Annotated in this window: 13 protein-coding genes; 12 read left to right on the top strand and 1 reads right to left on the bottom strand. The window is 73.3% G+C overall.

All coding sequences use genetic code 11. The features are described from left to right. Nucleotides 1-288: 288 nt before the first annotated feature. The 6 genes from GPA10_RS08485 to GPA10_RS08460 all read left to right on the top strand — a co-directional run bounded on the left by GPA10_RS08485 (nucleotide 289) and on the right by GPA10_RS08460 (nucleotide 7,692). Nucleotides 289-879: a CGNR zinc finger domain-containing protein gene (locus GPA10_RS08485; RefSeq protein ID WP_058848389.1), complete on the top strand. Its 591-nt coding sequence runs from the start codon at nucleotides 289-291 to the stop codon at nucleotides 877-879. 161 nt (nucleotides 880-1,040) lie between these two features. Further along, nucleotides 1,041-1,619: a sigma-70 family RNA polymerase sigma factor gene (locus GPA10_RS08480; RefSeq protein ID WP_078965895.1), complete on the top strand. Its 579-nt coding sequence runs from the start codon at nucleotides 1,041-1,043 to the stop codon at nucleotides 1,617-1,619. Continuing rightward, nucleotides 1,616-2,527, top strand: a complete 912-nt coding sequence (locus GPA10_RS08475) for an anti-sigma factor family protein (RefSeq protein ID WP_157164876.1) — start codon at nucleotides 1,616-1,618, stop codon at nucleotides 2,525-2,527. The genes GPA10_RS08480 and GPA10_RS08475 overlap by 4 nt, the downstream gene beginning before the upstream one ends. Nucleotides 2,528-2,616: 89 nt before the next feature. Beyond that, nucleotides 2,617-5,136 carry a HelD family protein gene (locus tag GPA10_RS43335; RefSeq protein ID WP_343040528.1) on the top strand — a complete coding sequence of 840 codons (2,520 nt, stop codon included), beginning with the start codon at nucleotides 2,617-2,619 and terminating at the stop codon, nucleotides 5,134-5,136. Between the two features lie 431 nt (nucleotides 5,137-5,567). Further along, nucleotides 5,568-7,010 carry an NAD-dependent malic enzyme gene (locus GPA10_RS08465; protein WP_157164875.1) on the top strand — a complete coding sequence of 481 codons (1,443 nt, stop codon included), beginning with the start codon at nucleotides 5,568-5,570 and terminating at the stop codon, nucleotides 7,008-7,010. Between the two features lie 400 nt (nucleotides 7,011-7,410). After that, nucleotides 7,411-7,692, top strand: coding sequence for an HU family DNA-binding protein (locus GPA10_RS08460; protein ID WP_058848391.1), 282 nt, complete (start codon nucleotides 7,411-7,413; stop codon nucleotides 7,690-7,692). Nucleotides 7,693-7,811: 119 nt separating this feature from the next. On the opposite strand, the gene murA is transcribed toward GPA10_RS08460, so the two are convergent. Further along, nucleotides 7,812-9,158: a UDP-N-acetylglucosamine 1-carboxyvinyltransferase gene (gene murA, locus GPA10_RS08455; protein ID WP_157164874.1), complete on the bottom strand. Its 1,347-nt coding sequence runs from the start codon at nucleotides 9,156-9,158 to the stop codon at nucleotides 7,812-7,814. Between the two features lie 253 nt (nucleotides 9,159-9,411). Between murA and GPA10_RS08450 the strand changes: the two genes are divergently transcribed. From GPA10_RS08450 to GPA10_RS08425, 6 genes are all read left to right on the top strand, one after another. After that, the gene (locus tag GPA10_RS08450; protein WP_058848393.1) at nucleotides 9,412-9,972 is read left to right on the top strand and encodes a YqgE/AlgH family protein; all 561 of its coding nucleotides are present in this window, start codon (nucleotides 9,412-9,414) and stop codon (nucleotides 9,970-9,972) included. Nucleotides 9,973-10,089: 117 nt separating this feature from the next. Further along, nucleotides 10,090-10,389 carry a DUF3039 domain-containing protein gene (locus GPA10_RS08445; protein ID WP_037825937.1) on the top strand — a complete coding sequence of 100 codons (300 nt, stop codon included), beginning with the start codon at nucleotides 10,090-10,092 and terminating at the stop codon, nucleotides 10,387-10,389. 248 nt (nucleotides 10,390-10,637) lie between these two features. Next, the gene (locus GPA10_RS08440; protein WP_157164873.1) at nucleotides 10,638-12,263 is read left to right on the top strand and encodes a beta-N-acetylhexosaminidase; all 1,626 of its coding nucleotides are present in this window, start codon (nucleotides 10,638-10,640) and stop codon (nucleotides 12,261-12,263) included. Between the two features lie 297 nt (nucleotides 12,264-12,560). After that, the gene (locus GPA10_RS08435; protein WP_058848395.1) at nucleotides 12,561-13,463 is read left to right on the top strand and encodes an FAD binding domain-containing protein; all 903 of its coding nucleotides are present in this window, start codon (nucleotides 12,561-12,563) and stop codon (nucleotides 13,461-13,463) included. Beyond that, nucleotides 13,460-16,276: a 2Fe-2S iron-sulfur cluster-binding protein gene (locus tag GPA10_RS42265; RefSeq protein ID WP_343040527.1), complete on the top strand. Its 2,817-nt coding sequence runs from the start codon at nucleotides 13,460-13,462 to the stop codon at nucleotides 16,274-16,276. The genes GPA10_RS08435 and GPA10_RS42265 overlap by 4 nt, the downstream gene beginning before the upstream one ends. Next, nucleotides 16,273-18,570, top strand: a complete 2,298-nt coding sequence (locus GPA10_RS08425) for a xanthine dehydrogenase family protein molybdopterin-binding subunit (protein WP_343040526.1) — start codon at nucleotides 16,273-16,275, stop codon at nucleotides 18,568-18,570. Before GPA10_RS42265 ends, GPA10_RS08425 begins: the two co-directional genes overlap by 4 nt. Nucleotides 18,571-18,747 lie beyond the last annotated feature (177 nt).

The raw sequence follows: 18,747 nt of genomic DNA, 5'->3' as shown, positions 1-18,747 counted from the left end.
CAGCCATGGCCGAGGCGCGCGGCGGCATACGCGTGCGTCTGCGCGGGACATCCGCGTGTGCCCGCACCGGACCGGCACACGCGCGGGCCGGTGGCAGGGGTTCCGGTGGGGCCCGCGGGCGGGCACTGTAGGGGTACGGCACTCACCGGCACACCCCAAGGCGGTGAAAGGCGCATGGTGTTGGGTGCGTCCAAGTCTGCGTCCCCTTCTGTGTCCCGCTCGGCGTCCCCTCCCCCCGGCACTCCGGCGCGCACCCCCGGGCGCCCGCCCGCGCGCCCTCCCACGCCGATGGCGCCCTCCGCGGCGCCCCCCGCTCTCCAGGACCTGCGCTTCGACGCGGGCCGCACCTGTCTCGACCTCCTCGCGACCAGTCATCCCGTGGAACGGCTCGACGGCGTGCAGCGGCTGCGGGACTGGCTCGCCGGCGCGGGGCTCGTCCCGCCCGGCACACCGCTGCCGGGAGTGGACCCGTCCTGTCTCGTCGCCTTCCGCGAACTGCGCGGCCACATCGCCCTGCTGGTCCGTGCCGAGCTCGTCGGGCGGCGCGCCGACACCGCGCTCGCCCGCGTCAACGCCCTGGCCGCGGGGGCACCGCCCGCCCCGCGCGCCGTCCGGCTCGCCGACGGCTCCCTGGCCCGCGCCCTGCACGGCGTCCCCGGCCGCCCGGCGCTCCTCGCCGCCGTCGCCAGGGACGCCGTCGAACTGCTCACCGACCCGGTGGCGCGCTCGCTCCTGCGCCAGTGCGAGGGCGACAACTGCACCATCGTGTACCTGGACACCTCGCGGGGCCGCCGCAGGCGCTGGTGCTCCAGCGAGGTGTGCGGCAACCGCGAACGGGTGGCGCGACACCGGCGACGCGCGGCCCTCGCACGCGCTTGAGGGAACCCCCCTCGCGGCAAAAACAGCTCCGCTCCTTGAACGGGCGCGACGCCCGCTCCGTACGTCCAAGGTGACCAGCCGACAGGACCGACTGCGCCGACCCCGCGCGGAGCACGGCCGGGACGGGCAGCCGAGACGAACAGCGGACAGCGGAGGCAGCCGTGCGCAAGGATTCCGCCGTGGCCGATGAACGCCCACACCGACGACATCGCCTGACGCCGACTCCCGCGCCGGAGCCCGACGAGGAACTGATGCGCGCGCTCTACCGGGAGCACGCGGGACCACTTCTCGCCTATGTGCTCCGCCTGGTGGCGGGCGACCGGCAGCGGGCCGAAGATGTCGTACAGGAAACGCTCATCCGTGCCTGGAAAAACGCCGGTCAGCTCAACCGGGCCACCGGTTCGGTACGCCCCTGGCTGGTGACGGTCGCACGTCGCATCGTCATCGACGGCCACCGCAGCCGGCAGGCCCGGCCGCAGGAGGTCGACCCGTCACCGCTGGAGGTCATCCCCGCGGAGGACGAGATCGATAAGGCGCTGTGGCTGATGACCCTCTCGGACGCGCTGGAGGACCTGACTCCCGCGCACCGGGAGGTACTTGTCGAGACCTACTTCAAAGGGCGTACGGTCAATGAGGCGGCACAGACACTGGGTATACCCAGCGGGACGGTGCGCTCGCGGGTCTTCTACGCGCTGCGCTCGATGAAGCTCGCGTTGGAGGAGCGGGGGGTGACGGCATGAGTACGCCGTACGACGCACACGGTCACGGGCACGGGCAGGATCCGTGGCTCCCCGGCGGCGGCTCCAGCTCCGGCCCCGGCTCGGGTGACGTGCACGAGACCGTCGGCTCCTACGCCCTCGGGATCCTCGACGACGCGGAGGCCACCGAGTTCGAGGCGCACCTGGCGGGCTGCGACCTCTGCGCGCGGCAGCTGGAGGAGTTCTCCGGCATGGAGCCGATGCTCGCCGCCCTCGCCGACTTCCCCGACGCCGGTCTCCCCGGACCCCCCAACGGTCTCCCCGCGCCCCCGGACGCGGGCGGCGCCCACCGGCGCGGCACGCCCCGGATCGGCGAACAGCTCGACGCCCGGCCGGGCCCGGAGCTCGCGGACCGCCTGGTGGACGAGGTCGCGGCCAAGCGGTCCCAGGGGCGCAGGCGCTCCATGTACCTGGTCGCGGCGGCCGCGGCACTGATCATCGGCGGTCCGCTCGCGGTCATCGTGGCGACCGCGGACGACGGCGGCGGCGGGATCGAGGACCGCGCGGGCGACCCGCACCCGACGTCGCCCGCGGAGGACGCCTTCTTCCACCACATGGAGACGAAGAGGGCCGCCACCGACCCCAGGACCAAGGTCACGGCGACGGTGGGCACCGAGGAGAAGGCCTGGGGCACGCACACGGTCCTGGAGCTGAAGAACGTCAAGGGCCCGCTGAAGTGCTCGCTGATCGCGGTCGGCAAGGACGGCGAGAAGGAGACCGTGACGACCTGGTCGGTGCCCCGGTGGGGCTACGGCATCGAGGACAGCCCGCACCAGGGGTCGCGGAGCCCGCTGTACGTGCACGGCGGCGCCGCGTTCGACCGCAACGAGATCGACCACTTCGAAGTGCGCACGTTCGACGGCGAGCGGCTGGTGGAGGTGGACGTCTAGCAGGGCGGCGACTGCACAAGCGGGGTCCCTTTCGCGTACGGTGGACGGCTGCTCAATACGGGCAGCAGCACGTCAGGAAAGGGGCCCCGGTGGCCGACGTACGCGACCGCGAGATCAGCGTCGAACAGGAACATCTCGACCAGGTCTACCGGCGCCTCGAAGAGAAGATCCACGAGGCCGAGTTCCTGATGAACGACGCCGCCAAGCGGTCCCAGGTCGGCACGCCGGGCGCGCTCGCCGAGCGGGACGCGCAGGTCTTCCGCGCGGGCGTCCATCTCAACCGGCTCAACAACGAGTTCGAGGACTTCCTCTTCGGCCGTATCGACCTGCTGCTCGGCAAGGACGGCAAGAAGGGGCCCGACGGCGCGTACACGGCGGTCGAGCCCGCCGAGGGCGCGGTCAGGGAACTGGAGGAGGGCGGAGCCGACAGCGGCTCGGGAGCCGGCGGGGACGGCGAGGGCAGCGGCGACGGCGAGGGCAGCGGGGACGGCCGCGCGGTGCGGCTGGTCGCCGACATCGCCGAGACCCTGCACATCGGCCGCATCGGCGTGCTCGACGCGGACTACTCCCCGCTGGTCATCGACTGGCGCGCGCCCGCCGCAGCGCCCTTCTACCGCTCGACCCCGGTCGACCCGGGGCGGGTCGTGCGCCGCCGCGTCATCCGCTCCAAGGGCCGCCGGGTCCTCGGTGTCGAGGACGACCTGATGCGCCCGGAGCTGACGGCGTTCCTGAACGGCGAGCAGCTTCCCGTCATCGGCGACGGCGCCCTGATGGCCGCGCTCGGCCAGGCCCGCAGCCACTCCATGCGGGACATCGTGGCGTCGATCCAGGCGGAGCAGGACCTGGTGATCCGCGCTCCGGCCGCCTCGGTGACGTACGTGGAGGGCGGGCCCGGCACCGGCAAGACCGCCGTCGCCCTGCACCGCGCGGCCTACCTCCTCTACCAGGACCGCCGCCGGTACGCGGGCGGCATCCTGATCGTCTCCCCGACCCCGCTCCTCGTCGCCTACACGGAGGGCGTCCTGCCGTCCCTCGGCGAGGAGGGCCAGGTGGCGATCCGCGCGGTCGGCTCCCTGGTCGACGGCATCGAGGCCACGGTGTACGACACCCCGGCGGTGGCTCGTGTCAAGGGCTCCTCGCGGATGGTACGGGTGCTGCGCAGGGCGGCGCGCGGCGCGCTCGAACAGGACGCGCCCCGCTCCGCCGCGGGCAGTCGTGCCGCCGGGGCGGCGCCCGGCTCGAAGAGAGCCGCCCCGCACCCGGAGGCGGCGAGCCCCCAGCAACTCGCCTTCGGCGAGGAGGAGCCCGACGCCGCCGGCGAGGGGGAGAAGGTGACCCCCACCCGCCTCCGGGTGGTGGCCTTCGGCCGCCGTCTGGAGCTGGGCGCCGACCAGCTGTCCCGCATCCGCCAGACGGCACTGAGCGGCACGGCCCCCGTCAACCTCCTCCGCCCCCGAGCGAGGAAACTCCTCCTGGACGCCCTCTGGGAGCAGTCCGGCGCGGCCGGAAGGCACGACGACCCGGAACTCGCCGCCGAACTCCGCTCGTCGTTCGACGACGACATCACCTCCGAGGACGACTTCCTGGCCTTCCTCGACGCCTGGTGGCCCGAGCTGACCCCGCGTGCCGTGCTCACGGCGATGGCCGACGAACGCAGCCTGAACCGCTGGGCGCGCCGTGTCCTGAACCCGGGCGAGATCCGCAAGGTCGCCCGCTCCCTGCGCCGCGACGCCCTGTCGGTGCACGACGTGGCGCTCCTCGACGAACTCCAGGCGGTCCTCGGCACCCCGCACCGGCCCCGCAAGAAGAAGGAGCTCGACCCGCTCGACCTGCTCACCGGCCTGGACGAGCTGATGCCGCAGCGCGAGGAGTCCCAGCGCGAGCGCGCCGAACGCCTGGCCGCGGAGCGCACCGAGTACGCGCACGTGATCGTGGACGAGGCGCAGGACGTCACGCCCATGCAGTGGCGCATGATCGGCCGCCGCGGCCGGCACGCCACCTGGACGGTCGTCGGCGACCCGGCGCAGTCCTCCTGGTCGGACCCTGACGAGGCGGCCGAGGCCCGCGACGAGGCCCTCGGCACCCGCCCGCGCCGCCGCTTCACCCTCACCGTCAACTACCGCAACCCCGCCGAGATCGCCGAGCTCGCCGCGAAGGTCCTGGCCCTCGCCATGCCGGGCTCCGAGTCGCCGTCCGCGGTCCGCTCCACCGGCATCGAGCCGCGCTTCGCCGTCGTCGGCCGCGCGGCGAGGGACAGCGGCGGCCGGGACGGCGCCATCGGCCGGGCGGTGCGCGACGAGGCGGCCCGCCTCCTCGAGCGGGTCGAGGGCACCGTCGGCGTGGTCGTGGCCATGAACCGCAGGGAGCAGGCGGCCCGCTGGCTCGCCGGGCTCGGCGAGCGCGTCGTCGCCCTCGGCAGCCTGGAGGCCAAGGGCCTGGAGTACGACGCGACGCTTGTCGTGTCGCCCGCCGAGATCGCCGACGAGTCCCCGGCGGGCCTGCGGGTGCTGTACGTGGCGCTGACCCGCGCCACTCAGCAGCTCACCGTCCTGTCGGGCGAACGGGACGACCCGGACGAGCGGGGCGTGCCGGACCTGCTGCGCGAGTGACCGCGCGCAGGGCCGTCGTGACGGCCGCGCGGGTGACCGTCACGGCGGCGCGCCGTGTGCCGAGGCCGAATTCGCGTGAGGGGAATTGCCTTACGGGGTTCGTTTGTTACCTTTGATGTGGCACCGGCCCGATCCAAGCCCCCGGGCCCAACCTTCGTCGCTACGAGCGACCACTTGCCGCGAGGCGAGCATGGCGGGTCGGTGTCACTCAACGCCAGTGCAGAGGTCCGCGTCACCGGGTTCCACCGGGTGACGCGGACCTCTTCGCGTTCCCCTCTTTCTGTTTCCAGCAACTTCTCGTATGGTGGAAGTCGTTTTCCAAAAGTGGAGTGAACAAAACGTTCGTAATCCGATGCGGCTACCGCGTACTCAGGGGTAGGTGCGACGATCGAACGGCAACAGCTACAAGGTGAAAGCAGAGGAAGTCCGCCATGGCAACGGCGCCCAGCGTCTCCTACTCGATGACGGTCAGGCTGGAGGTGCCCGCGAGCGGAACCGCGGTCTCCCAGCTCACCACGGCCGTGGAGTCCTCCGGCGGCTCCGTCACCGGCCTCGACGTCACGGCGTCCGGCCATGAGAAGCTGCGCATCGACGTGACGATCGCGGCGAGTTCCACCGCGCACGCCGACGAGATCGTCGAGGAACTGCGCGGCATCGAGGGCGTCACCCTCGGCAAGGTCTCCGACCGTACGTTCCTGATGCACCTCGGCGGCAAGATCGAGATGCAGTCGAAGCACCCCATTCGCAACCGCGACGACCTCTCCATGGTGTACACGCCGGGCGTCGCCCGCGTGTGCATGGCGATCGCCGAGAACCCCGAGGACGCGCGCCGCCTCACCATCAAGCGTAATTCCGTCGCAGTCGTGACGGACGGCTCCGCGGTGCTCGGTCTCGGCAACATCGGCCCGAAGGCCGCACTGCCGGTCATGGAGGGCAAGGCCGCCCTCTTCAAGCGCTTCGCCGGCATCGACGCCTGGCCGCTGTGCCTGGACACCCAGGACACCGACGCGATCGTCGAGATCGTCAAGGCCATCGCGCCCGGCTTCGCGGGCATCAACCTGGAGGACATCTCCGCGCCGCGCTGCTTCGAGATCGAGGCCCGGCTCCGCGAGGCCCTCGACATCCCGGTCTTCCACGACGACCAGCACGGCACCGCGATCGTGGTGCTCGCCGCCCTGACCAACGCGCTGCGCGTGGTGGGCAAGGGTATCGGGGACGTCCGCGTCGTCATGTCCGGCGCCGGCGCCGCGGGCACGGCCATCCTCAAGCTGCTGCTCGCCGCGGGCGTCAAGCACGCCGTCGTCGCCGACATCCACGGCGTGGTGCACGCGGGCCGCGAGGACCTGGCGTCCTCCGCCGCCGACACCGAGCAGGGTTCGCAGCTGCGCTGGATCGCCGACAACACCAACCCGGAGGGCGTCACCGGCACCCTCAAGCAGGCCGTCGTGGGCGCCGACGTGTTCATCGGCGTGTCGGCCCCGAACGTGCTCGGCGGCGACGACGTCGCGGCCATGGCGGACGACGCGATCGTATTCGCGCTCGCGAACCCGGACCCGGAGGTCGACCCCGCAATCGCCCGCGAGACGGCGGCAGTTGTGGCCACGGGCCGCTCCGACTTCCCGAACCAGATCAACAACGTCCTGGTCTTCCCGGGTGTCTTCCGTGGCTTGCTCGACGCCCAGTCGCGTACGGTCAACACGGAAATGATGCTGGCCGCTGCCACCGCCCTGGCGGACGTGGTCACCGAGGACGAGCTGAACCCGAACTACATCATCCCCAGCGTCTTCAACGACAAGGTCGCGGGCGCGGTCGCCGGAGCGGTGCGCGGCGCCGCCAAGGCGGCGGGGGCCGCTGTGACGGGTACCACGGCCTGACCGCACGGCGCGTCGTGGAACGCGGCGCCCGTGACGGCCCTCTAGGGTGGCGGGACGCGGGCCTGGGGGCCCGCGCGGCCCTACCCGGCCCCCAAGGGCCCTGCGCCGGCCCCCAGGCCGGTCCGCCAGGGCACTCGGGTCCGGCACCGGGAGCGGACGGAGCGTCACCATTTCGAGGCACCCAGCCGAGAAAGCGGCGCTTTTCGTGTGACTCCCACGGGTGCCGGATTGGCTTTCCCGCCGCAGGTGGGGGCAGGATGCGTCTCTGGGCGCGAGGGTCCGACGGGGACCCGGTCCGGGGCTCGCCTGAGGACCCTGGCAGCATCGGCTTCGCTGTGCCCGGTATGCGGCTCCGCCGCGTGGCACGCCTCAACAGCAAGAAGAACACGGGAGTACAAACATGAACCGCAGTGAGCTGGTGGCCGCGCTGGCCGACCGCGCCGAGGTGACCCGCAAGGACGCCGACGCCGTGCTGGCCGCGTTCGCCGACACCGTCGGCGAGATCGTTGCCAAGGGCGACGAGAAGGTCACCATCCCCGGCTTCCTGACCTTCGAGCGCACGCACCGTGCCGCTCGCACCGCCCGCAACCCGCAGACCGGCGAGCCGATCAACATCCCGGCCGGCTACAGCGTCAAGGTCTCCGCGGGCTCCAAGCTCAAGGAAGCGGCAAAGGGCAAGTAAGCAGTCCTCTGGCCTTGTGCAGCGAAGGGCGGCCACCCCGTGCGGGGTGGCCGCCCTTCTGCGTGCCGCCTAAAAGATGGCCGCAAACGCCGGCCGGGCTGGGTTCTCCCGGCCCGGCCTCAGTTTGCCGGCTTGCCCGGCAGCTCGACCTTCGCGCCCAGTTCCACGAGCTTGTCCATGAAGTTCTCGTAGCCGCGGTTGATCAGGTCGATGCCGTGCACCCGGGACGTGCCCTGGGCCGCGAGGGCGGCGATCAGGTACGAGAAGCCGCCCCGGAGGTCCGGGATGACCAGGTCGGCGCCCTGGAGCTTGGTGGGGCCGCTCACGACCGCGGAGTGCAGGAAGTTGCGCTGCCCGAAGCGGCAGTCGGAACCGCCGAGGCACTCGCGGTACAGCTGGATGTGGGCGCCCATCTGGTTGAGCGCGGAGGTGAAGCCGAGCCGGGACTCGTACACCGTCTCGTGGACGATGGACAGGCCCGTGGCCTGCGTCAGGGCCACCACCAAGGGCTGCTGCCAGTCGGTCTGGAAACCGGGGTGGACGTCCGTCTCCAGGGCGATGGACTTCAGCTGGCCGCCCGGGTGCCAGAAGCGGATGCCCTCGTCGTCGATCTCGAAGGCACCGCCCACCTTCCGGTAGGTGTTCAGGAACGTCATCATCGAGCGCTGCAGGGCGCCGCGGACGTAGATGTTGCCCTCGGTCGCGAGCGCCGCGGACGCCCAGGAGGCGGCCTCGAGGCGGTCCGGCAGGGCCTGGTGGGTGTAGCCGCCCAGGGTGTCCACACCGGTGATGCGGATGGTCCTGTCGGTGTCCATCGCGATGATCGCGCCCATTTTCTGCAGGACGCAGATCAGGTCCTCGATCTCGGGCTCCACGGCGGCGTTGGACAGCTCCGTGACGCCCTCCGCGAGGACGGCCGTGAGCAGCACCTGCTCGGTGGCGCCCACGGACGGGTACGGCAGCCGGATCTTGGTGCCGCGCAGCCGCTGCGGGGCCTCCAGGTACTGGCCGTCGGCGCGCTTCTCGATGGTCGCGCCGAACTGGCGGAGCACCTCGAAGTGGAAGTCGATCGGCCGGCCGCCGATGTCGCAGCCGCCGAGGCCCGGGATGAAGGCGTGCCCGAGGCGGTGCAGGAGCGGCCCGCAGAACAGGATCGGAATGCGCGAGGAACCCGCGTGCGCGTCGATGTCGGCGACGTTCGCGCTCTCCACGTGCGACGGGTCCATGACGAGCTCGCCCGGCTCCTCGCCGGGGCGAACCGTCACCCCGTGCAGCTGGAGCAGGCCGCGTACGACGCGCACGTCACGGATGTCGGGGACGTTGCGCAGCCGGCTCGGCGCGCTTCCGAGCAGGGCGGCGACCATGGCCTTGGGCACGAGGTTCTTCGCGCCGCGGACACGGATCTCACCCTCCAGCGGGGTGCCGCCGTGGACAAGCAGTACGTCTTGGGTGCCGGTGACGGTCATGAATCTCGCGTTCCGAAGAGGTGGACGGGGGGATCAAAGGGCAAGCGTAATGGCCGCGTACCCCCCTTGAGTAAGCCCGAGGCGGCCTCAGACACGTCATGACTCCGCTACAACACGAACCGTACGGAACCGGACGCTCACGGTCACTGGACAGGCAGTGCGTCCCAGGCGCCCCGGCACCCCCTGAGCTGGGTTCCCCCGCGTCGGCCCATTGCCTCCCCGTCCGGGCCCGTGATGCGGGATCATGTCTGGCATGACCGAGGTGTCCTCGCTCACAGGGCGGCTGCTCGTGGCCACGCCGGCCCTGTCGGACCCCAATTTCGACCGTGCGGTGGTGCTGCTCCTCGACCACGACGAGGAGGGCTCCCTCGGTGTGGTGCTCAACCGTCCGACCCCGGTGGGCGTCGAGGACATCCTGGAGGGCTGGGGCGACCTCGCGGGCGCGCCCGGCGTGGTCTTCCAGGGCGGCCCGGTCTCGCTCGACTCCGCCCTCGGCGTCGCGGTGATCCCCGGCGAGGACGGCCCCCTCGGCTGGCGCCGGGTGCACGGCGCCATCGGCCTCGTCGACCTGGAGGCCCCGCCGGAGCTGCTCGCCTCCGCCCTCGGCAGCCTGCGGATCTTCGCCGGGTACGCGGGCTGGGGGCCGGGCCAGCTGGAGGACGAACTGGCCGAAGGGGCTTGGTACGTCGTCGAGTCCGAGCCGGGCGACGTGTCCTCACCGGTACCGGAACGGCTGTGGCGCGCGGTGCTGCGCCGTCAGCGGAGCGAGTTGGCGATGGTGGCGACGTACCCGGACGACGCGTCCCTGAACTGACGCGTCGGGCTCGCGCCGCACCCGCCCGGGGCGCGTGCGCGCCGCACGGGTCGCACCCGGACGGCCCCGGCGGCGGCCGCTGCCGGGGCGCGCCCGGCGTGAGTACCCTTGGCAGCTATGAGCACTCTTGAGCCCGAGCCCGAGCGCGGGGCAGGTACGGGGACCCTCGTAGAGCCGACGCCGCAGGTGTCGCACGGTGACGGCGACCACGAGCGCTATGCGCACTATGTCCAGAAGGACAAGATCATGGCGAGCGCTCTCGACGGTACGCCCGTCGTGGCGCTCTGCGGCAAGGTGTGGGTCCCCGGCCGCGACCCGAAGAAGTATCCCGTCTGTCCCATGTGCAAGGAGATCTACGAGTCCATGGGCGCGGGCGGCGACAAGGACAAGGGCGGCAAGGACGGCGGCAAGAAGTAGCCACCCTCCCGGTCGGCCGACCACTCGGGGCCCCCGGTACGCGCAGGTGCTGTGCGTACCGGGGGCCCGCTTGTGTGTGGCGGGCTGCGAGCTCTGCGCCGCTTTGCGGCGGTTTCCCCCCGCCTGCCCGTTACTGTCGGCCCCGCCGCGCCGGGGCGTGGCGCGTATGGCTCGCTCCTTCCTCGCGGGCTGTTGCACCCCGCGCAACGACCCTTTTGCAGGCTGCAATCGCATGGCAGCCTCCTCCCATGACCTTTGAGCAACTGATCCCGGCGCCCGCACGCGCCGAGGGGCCCGGTGGCGACGGCTTCGTTCTCGACGCGTCGACCACGCTCTGGGCAGGACCCGGCACGCAGACCACGGAACACTGGCTGCGCGGCACCCTCGGTGCCGCACTGCGGCTCCCGCTCGCGCCCGGCGCGGAAGGCGCGCCGGGCTCCGTCGCCCTCCGCCTCGACAGCGAACTGGAGGCCGAGGCGTACCGCCTGACCGTCACCGGCGACGGCGTCGAGATCCGCGGCGGCACCGCGGCCGGTGTCTTCTGGGGCGCGCAGACGCTGCGTCAGCTCCTCGGTGCGGCGGCGTTCCGCCGGGCGCCCATCGCGCCGGGGCGCGAGTACACCGTCCCGCAGGGCGTCATCGAGGACGCCCCGCGGTTCGGCTGGCGCGGCATGATGCTGGACGTGTCCCGGCACTTCACGCCGAAGGAGGGGGTCCTGCGCTACCTGGACCTCCTGGCCGCGCACAAGCTCAACGTCTTCCACTTCCACCTCACCGACGACCAGGGCTGGCGCCTGGAGATCAAGCGCTACCCGAAGCTCACGGAGGTCGGCGCCTGGCGCTCGCGCACCAAGTGGGGCCACCGCCAGTCGGAGTTGTGGGACGAGAAGCCGCACGGCGGCTTCTACACCCAGGACGACATCCGCGAGATCGTCGCGTACGCCGACTCGCTGCACATCACCGTCGTCCCGGAGATCGACATCCCCGGGCACTCGCAGGCGGCCATCGCTGCCTACCCCGAGCTCGGCAACACCGACGTCATCGACACCGCCGCGCTCGGGGTCTGGGACACCTGGGGTGTCACGCCCAACGTCCTCGCTCCCAACGACCACACGCTCCGCTTCTACGAGGGCGTCTTCGAAGAGGTCCTGGAGCTGTTCCCGTCGACGTTCATCCACGTCGGCGGCGACGAGTGCCCCAAGGAGCAGTGGAAGGACTCCGCCGCCGCGCAGGCGCGCATCGAGGAGCTCGGCGTCAGCAACGAGGACGAGCTGCAGAGCTGGTTCATCCGGCACTTCGACAAGTGGCTCTCCGCGCGCGGCCGTCGGCTCATCGGCTGGGACGAGATCCTGGAGGGCGGCCTCGCCGAGGGCGCGGCCGTCTCGTCCTGGCGCGGCTACAGCGGCGGCATCGCGGCCGCCCAGGCGGGCCACGACGTCGTCATGTGCCCGGAGCAGCACGTCTATCTGGACCACCGCCAGCACGGCGGCCCCGACGAGCCGGTGCCCATCGGCTGGGTCCGCACCCTGGAGGACGTCTACCGCTTCGAGCCGGTGCCCGCGCAGCTCAGCGCGGAGGAGGCCGAGCACGTCCTCGGCACCCAGGCCAACGTGTGGACCGAAGTGATGGAGTCCCACGGACGCGTGGACTATCAGGTCTTTCCGAGGCTCGCGGCGTTCGCCGAAGTCGCCTGGCGTACGCTCCCGGCGCCCGCGGAGCGCGACTTCGCCGATTTCGAACGGCGAATGACCGCACACTATGCGCGACTTGACGCGCTGGGCGTCGACTACCGCCCGCCGGGCGGTCCGTTGCCGTGGCAGCAGCGCCCCGGCGGGGGCGGACGCCCGATCGAGGGGCTGCCCCCGATGGTGTGAGGGCGACCCCCGAGCCCGTGCTCCCGGCGGTCCGCGGTGACACCGCGGACCGCCGGGAGGAAGCCGTACAAGGATCACCGAAGAGTGGCAATTCCCGCTGACCGGCGAGGGAGTGCGAAAACGGCATATCCCCCAGGTCTGCGGACGAACGTCTCCTAGCGGACCCCCGCGCCGGGGCCCGGCGAAGATGTGCCAGAGTTGCCACGTCCGGGTTGTGAGCACGTACCGTACGGCGGAACAGGCGTAACGGTGAGACGGCGCGCAAGCCGCCGGGTCATCGGGAAGGGGCAGCCGGTTTTGACCACGCACGCACCGCGGGCGGCGCAGGGGGCGCAGTCTGTGACGCTGCCTGTCACGCTCGACGAGGCCGTCGCGGCGCTCGCCGCCCTGCCCGCCGCCGTGCCCGTCGCGGGCGGCACGGACCTGATGTCCTCGGTCAACGCCGGCCAGCTCCGTCCCGCAGCGCTCGTCGGCCTCGGCCGCATCAGCGAGATCCGCGGCTGGCAGTACCAGGACGGACACGCACTCCTCGGAGCCGGACTGACGCACGCCCGGATGGGGCGCCCGGACTTCGCGGCGCTCATTCCGGCGCTCGCCGCCGCCGCGCGCGCCGCGGGGCCGCCGCAGATCCGCAACGCGGGCACCCTCGGCGGCAACATCGCCTCGGCCGCGCCCACCGGCGACTCGCTGCCCGTGCTCGCCGCGCTCGAAGCCGTACTGATCATCGCGGGTCCCGGCGGCGCCCGCCGCGAGATCCCGGTCTCCCACCTGCTCGCGGGCATGGAGATGCTCGCCCCCGGCGAGCTCATCGGCTATGTCCGCGTGCCCCTGCTGCACGCCCCGCAGGTCTTCCTGAAGGCGACCGGGCGCACCGGACCGGGGCGCGCGACCGCGTCCGTCGCCCTGGTGCTCGACCCGGCGCGCAGGGGCGTGCGATGCGCCGTCGGCGCCATCGCGCCCATGCCGCTGCGGCCCCTGGAGGCCGAGCAGTGGGTCGCGGGACTCATCGACTGGGACGGCGAGCGCGGCCTGGTGCCGGAGGCCCTGACGGCCTTCGGCGAGTACGTCGCCGCCGCGTGCATCCCGGACCACCCGCCCGCCGAGGACGGCACGGCACAGCCGCTGCCGCCCGCCGTACTGCACCTGCGGCGCACCGTCGCCGCACTGGCCCGACGAGCACTGGGGAGGGCGCTGTCGTGACCGACGGACAGAGGAACGGCACCAGCGGCTGGCAGCCGCACCCGCAGGGCGAGTACGACGCGGACGCCACCGCGTTCGTGCAGCTGCCCGAGGGCGCCGCCGACGCGGTGAGCACACCGCTCGCCGCGCCAGGACACGGCTATGTGCCGCCGCAGATAACGGTCACGCCGACGGCATCCGACGCCACCGACCCGGCGTCCACCGGCGTGTGGGTGCTGCCGCCCGAGATCACCGGCGTCGCGCCCGCCGCCGCGCCCGCGTCGCCCGTCGACCCGCAGGCCGCCGTGCGCTGGCCGGAGCCGGGCAGCACCCAGCTCGGTGCGCCGCACTCGGAGCAGCAGCTCCCGGGCGACGGTGCCGGGGACCCCTACGACCCCCGGGCCACCGGTCAGTGGTCGTTCCCGGACGCCGCCGCCCCGCAGGAGGGCGCGCGGAACGGGCACGCGCACGGGCATGCGCCCGCGCCCGCGCCGCACGACGTGACCGGGCAGTGGTCGATCCCCGTCGCGGACGGCGATCTGCCGGACGAGTCCGGCGAGTACGCGGCGTCCGCGCTCGCCGGGGACGGAATCCCGCCCGCCCACTCGCCGTTGGGCTCCTGGGCGGGGGGTGGCACGCCGCCCGCCACGCTGCCCGGTGGGGCGCCCGCGCCCTGGGCGACGTCGTGGCCGACCTCGCCGGCGGACGCCCCGCAGGCCCCTCAGGCGCCTCAGGCCCCTCAGGATTCCCAAGCCCCGCAGGCCCCTCAGGCTCCGCAGTCCTCCGCGTACGCGGCCGGGTACGCCCCCTCCGGGCCGGCGCCCGTACTGCACGGACAGCAGGGCCAGCACGGACAGCACGGACAGCACGGACAGCACGGCACCGAGGAGACGCCCTTCGAACGGACGGCCAAGCTGTTCGTCGTGACCCGCCGCCCGGACGGCTCCCTCGGTCCGGCGGGGCCGGAGGGCGACCCGGCCGGGCAGGACCGCGGCCAGGGCCACGGCTTGGAGACGGCCGTCCACGAGTCGGCGCAGCACGCCGCCGAGGCGGCGGACGCCACCGCGGCGCACGCGGCGGAACTCGCACACGGCGTTGCATCCGCACACGAAACCGACTTCGCGCGCGAGGGTGACTCCGCGCACGGGGGCGACTTCGCGCACGAGGGCGACTTCGGGCGCGACGGCGACTTCGCGCAGGAGAGCGACTTCGGGCACGAGGGCGGCTTCGGGCGTGACGCGGACTTCGCGCACGACGCGCACGACGCGCACGAAGCGGACTTCGCGCACGACGCAGATTTCGCGCACGAAGCGGGCGCGGACTTCGGGCAGGGCGGCGACTTCGCCCCCGGCGCCGACTTCGCGCACGGGGGCGCGTCGCCCGTGCACGCGGCGGACCTCGGGCACGGCGCCGGTCTCGCTCACGACCCCGGGCCCACCGCGGGCCCGGCGCACGCGGACGACCCCGGGTTCGACACCTTCGACCCCGCGGTGCACGAGGCCTACCCGGGGCCGGACGCGGACTTCGCAGACGGGATCGACCCCGCGCACGTCGCCGACCTCGCGGACGACCTCGCCGACGACTCCGTACCCGTCCAGGTCCAGGACCTCGTGGCGGACGACGCCGACGGCACGGATGACGCGGACGTCGTGCAGGACGCGCACGACGTGCACGACCTGCACCACCTGCACGACGAAGTCGGTGTCTTCGAGGGCGACCTCGCCCCGGAGCCGGAGACACCGGAGCAGCCGGAGACACCGGAGCAGCCGGAGGCCCTGGAGGCCCCCGAGGAGCCGGAAGAACCGGAGGCGCAGCCGGACCCCGTCGAGGAGGGGGTCCTCGCCCCGGAGGCGGATCTCGCCCCGGACGCCGACCGCACCCCGGAGGCCGAAGCCCCAGAGACCGAAGCCCCGGAGACCGAAGCCCCAGAGGCCGAAGCCCCAGCGGCCGAAGCCCCAGAGGCCGAGGTCCCGGACACCTCCGCCCCCGACACGGACGCCCTCGCCGAAGAAACCGCCCCCGCCGAGCCCCGTACCCCGAAGCAGGACGAGGAGCAGGAAGAGCGGGCCGCCCTCGCGCCGGAGGAGCAAGCCGCCCCCACGCAGGAGGAACAGGCCCCGCTCACCCAGGAGGAGCGCGCCGCCCTCGCCCAGGAGGAGCAGCCCGCGCCGCCCGAGGAGGAGCAGCCCGCCCACCCGCACGAGGAACACCCCCTCGTGTCCTACGTCCTGCGTGTCAACGGCGCCGACCGGCCCGTCACCGACGCCTGGGTCGGGGAGTCGCTGCTGTACGTGCTGCGGGAGCGGCTCGGGCTCGCGGGGGCCAAGGACGGCTGCTCGCAGGGTGAGTGCGGGGCGTGCAACGTCCAGGTGGACGGGCGGCTCGTCGCGTCCTGCCTGGTGCCCGCCGCCACCACGGCGGGCAGCGAGGTGCGCACGGTGGAGGGCCTCGCCGTCGACGGCAGCCCCTCCGACGTGCAGCGCGCGCTCGCCAACTGCGGTGCCGTGCAGTGCGGCTTCTGCGTACCGGGCATGGCGATGACCCTGCACGACCTCCTGGAGGGCAACCCCGCCCCCAGCGACCTGGAGACCCGCCGCGCCCTGTGCGGCAACCTGTGCCGCTGCTCCGGCTACCGGGGCGTGCTCGACGCGGTGCGCGACGTCGTCGCCGAGCGCCGGGCGAAGGGCGCCGCGGCCCAAGAGCATGACGGCCAGGGCGGCCAGGGCGGCCCGGGCGGGCAGGAAGGGCACTTCGGTCAGGACGGGACGGCGGCGGGCGCGCCGCGCGTACCGCACCAGGCAGGCCCGTACGACCAGGACGGAGGCCAGGCGTGAGCAACGAGACCGTCGCCGCGTCCGCGCCGGGCACCGAGCAGCTGCCGCACGGCGTCGGCTCCTCGCTGCCGTCGGCGGACCTGCGGGCCAAGACCGAGGGGACCTTCCCCTATGCCGCCGACCTGTGGGCCGAGGGCCTGCTGTGGGCGGCCGTGCTTCGCTCGCCGCACGCGCACGCGCGTATCGTGTCCATCGACGTCACGCACGCGCAGGAGATGGCGGGCGTCCGCGCCGTCGTCACGCACGAGGACGTGCCGGGCCGGCCGCTGCACGGCCGGAAGACCGCCGACCGGCCGCTGTTCGCCGCCGAGGTCGTGCGCCACCACGGCGAGGCCATCGCCGCCGTCGCGGCCGACCACCCCGACACCGCCCGGATGGCCGCCGCCGCGATCATCGTCGAGTACGAGCTGCTCGACCCGGTGACCGACCCCGAGCAGTCCTTCGAGGCCCCGCCCCTGCACCCCGACGGGAACCTCATCCGGCACATCCCGCTGCGCCACGGCGACCCGGAGGCGGCCGGCGAGGTCGTCGTCGAGGGCCTCTACCGCATCGGCAGGCAGGACCCGGCGCCCATCGGCGCGGAGGCGGGGCTCGCGGTGCCGCGCCCGGACGGCGGCGTCGAGCTGTACACCGCGTCGACCGACCCGCACGGCGACCGCGACCGGGCGGCCGCCTGCTACGGCCTCGCCCCCGAACAGGTCAAGATCGTCGTCACGGGCGTGCCCGGCGCCAGCGCCGACCGCGAGGACGCCAGCTTCCAGCTCCCCCTCGGCCTGCTCGCGCTCAGGACGGGCTGCCCCGTCAAGCTCACCGCGACCCGCGAGGAGTCCTTCCTCGGCCACGCCCACCGCCACCCCACGCTCCTGCGCTACCGTCACCACGCGGACGCGGACGGCAAACTGGTGAAGGTGGAGGCGCAGATCCTGCTCGACGGGGGCGCGTACGCGGACACCTCCGCCGACGCCCTCGCCGCCGCCGTCTCCTTCGCCTGCGGCCCCTACGTCGTCCCGCACGCCTTCATCGAGGGCTGGGCGGTCCGTACGAACAACCCGCCGTCCGGCCACGTACGCGGTGAGGGCGCCCTCCAGGTCTGCGCCGCCTACGAGGCGCAGATGGACAAGCTCGCCAAGAAGCTCGGCGCCGACCCGGCCGAGCTGCGGCTGCGCAACGCCATGGCGACCGGTGACATCCTGCCCACGGGCCAGACGGTGACCTGCCCGGCCCCGGTGGCCGAACTTCTCGACGCCGTACGGGACTTCCCGCTCCCCGAGCTGCCCAAGGACACCCCGCAGGAGGACTGGCTGCTGCCCGGCGGGCCCGAGGGCGCGGGCGAACCCGCGGCGGTGCGGCGCGGCGTGGGCTACGGCCTCGGCATGGTCCAGCTCCTCGGCGCCGAGGGCGCCGACGAGGTCTCCACGGCCACGGTGAAGGTCCACGACGGCGCCGCCACGGTGATCTGCGCGGCCGTCGAGACGGGCCAGGGCTTCGCGACCCTCGCCCGGCAGATCGTCCAGGAGACCCTGGGCATCGACGACGTGCGCGTGGCCCCCGTCGACACGGACCAGCCGCCCGCGGGCCCGAGCTGCCACGGCCGCCACACCTGGGTGTCCGGCGGTGCGGTCGAGCGCGCCGCGAAGATGGTGCGCACCCAGATGCTCCAGCCCCTCGCGCACAAGTTCGGCATGTCGACGGAGCTGCTCCAGATCGCCGACGGCAAGATCACCTCGTACGACGGAGTCCTCTCCACCACCGTCGAGGAGGCGATGGACGGCAAGGAGCTGTGGGCGACGGCGCAGTGCCGCCCGCACCCCACCGAGCCGCTCGACGCCGACGGCCAGGGCGACGCGTTCGTCGGCATGGCCTTCTGCGCGATCCGCGCGGTCGTGGACGTCGACATCGAGATCGGTTCGGTACGGGTGGTGGAGCTGGCCGTCGCCCAGGACGTGGGCCGTATCCTCAACCCCGCGCAGCTCAGGGTCCGCATCGAGGCGGGCGTCACCCAGGGCGTCGGCGCGGCCCTCACGGAGAACCTGCGCACGCCGCGCGGCCTGGTGCGCCACCCCGACCTGACGGGGTACGCGCTGCCCACGGCCCTGGACGCGCCCGACATCCGCATCGTCAAACTCGTCGAGGAGCGCGACGTGGTCGCCCCCTTCGGCGCGAAGGCGGCGAGCGCGGTGCCCGTGGTCACGGCGCCCGCGGCGGTGGCGTCGGCGGTGCGGGCGGCGACGGGGCGGCCGGTGAACCGGCTGCCGATCAGGCCGCAGGCGGCGGTGGGGGCGGAGTTGGTGTAGTCCCCCCGGACAGGGCTCGGGCGCGTGTGCCCCGGCGCGTGTGCCCAGGCCCATGGGCCCCGGAAATGGGGAGGAGGCCGAGGGGCGCGTTGCGCTACGTTCGCGAGTGTGAGTGCTGCAACGAGCCCTGAGGGGCACCAGGAAGCCCGCCGGGAAGCCCGCCAGGAGACCCGTTTC

This window comes from Streptomyces typhae, assembly GCF_009755605.1.
Taxonomy (GTDB): Bacteria; Actinomycetota; Actinomycetes; order Streptomycetales; family Streptomycetaceae; genus Streptomyces; species Streptomyces typhae.
This window is presented reverse-complemented; position numbering and strand designations above follow the sequence as displayed.

Excerpts from the sequence above, each read along its gene's own strand:
- GPA10_RS08445 (WP_037825937.1), top strand. The coding sequence starts at position 10,090 with ATGAGCACTCTTGAGCCCGAGCCCGAGCGCGGGGCAGGTACGGGGACC.
- GPA10_RS08440 (WP_157164873.1), top strand. The coding sequence starts at position 10,638 with ATGACCTTTGAGCAACTGATCCCGGCGCCCGCACGCGCCGAGGGGCCC.
- GPA10_RS08465 (WP_157164875.1), top strand. The coding sequence starts at position 5,568 with ATGGCAACGGCGCCCAGCGTCTCCTACTCGATGACGGTCAGGCTGGAG.
- GPA10_RS08450 (WP_058848393.1), top strand. The coding sequence starts at position 9,412 with ATGACCGAGGTGTCCTCGCTCACAGGGCGGCTGCTCGTGGCCACGCCG.
- GPA10_RS08475 (WP_157164876.1), top strand. The coding sequence starts at position 1,616 with ATGAGTACGCCGTACGACGCACACGGTCACGGGCACGGGCAGGATCCG.
- GPA10_RS08485 (WP_058848389.1), top strand. The coding sequence starts at position 289 with ATGGCGCCCTCCGCGGCGCCCCCCGCTCTCCAGGACCTGCGCTTCGAC.
- GPA10_RS08460 (WP_058848391.1), top strand. The coding sequence starts at position 7,411 with ATGAACCGCAGTGAGCTGGTGGCCGCGCTGGCCGACCGCGCCGAGGTG.
- murA (WP_157164874.1), bottom strand. The coding sequence starts at position 9,158 with ATGACCGTCACCGGCACCCAAGACGTACTGCTTGTCCACGGCGGCACC.